The sequence below is a fragment of the Paraburkholderia phymatum genome (assembly GCF_040965635.1).
GTDB lineage: Bacteria > Pseudomonadota > Gammaproteobacteria > Burkholderiales > Burkholderiaceae > Paraburkholderia > Paraburkholderia phymatum_B.
In genome coordinates this window covers 1-379 of the sequence record NZ_JBFRCH010000127.1, presented here as the reverse complement: position 1 = coordinate 379, position 379 = coordinate 1, and the positions used below count along the sequence as shown (strand labels likewise).

Sequence of the window (379 nt, the reverse complement as noted above, 5' to 3'; positions counted from 1 at the left end):
GTGACGTCGACGCCCAGGTCTTCGGGCTTCACAGTTTCGAGCGGCTTCTTCTTCGCCTTCATGATGTTCGGCAGCGTCACGTAGCGCGGCTCGTTCAGGCGCAGATCCGTCGTCACCACGGCGGGCAACTTCAGCGACAGCGTTTCCGCGCCGCCATCCACTTCACGCGATACGGTCGCCTTGCCGTCTGCAACCGTCACTTTCGATGCGAAAGTAGCCTGCGGCAGGCCCGCCAGCGCGGCCAGCATCTGGCCCGTCTGGTTCGAATCGTCGTCGATGGCCTGCTTGCCGAGGATCACCAGCTGCGGCTGCTCCCTGTCGACCAGCGCCTTCAGCAGCTTGGCCACGGCCAGCGGCTGCAGGTCTTCATTCGATTCGA

The 379-nt window shown here is 63.9% G+C and carries 1 pseudogene; it reads right to left on the bottom strand.

What is annotated here, in order from left to right:
* Positions 1-379 (bottom strand): annotated as a pseudogene (locus tag AB4Y32_RS40485) (electron transfer flavoprotein subunit beta/FixA family protein); the annotation flags it as partial.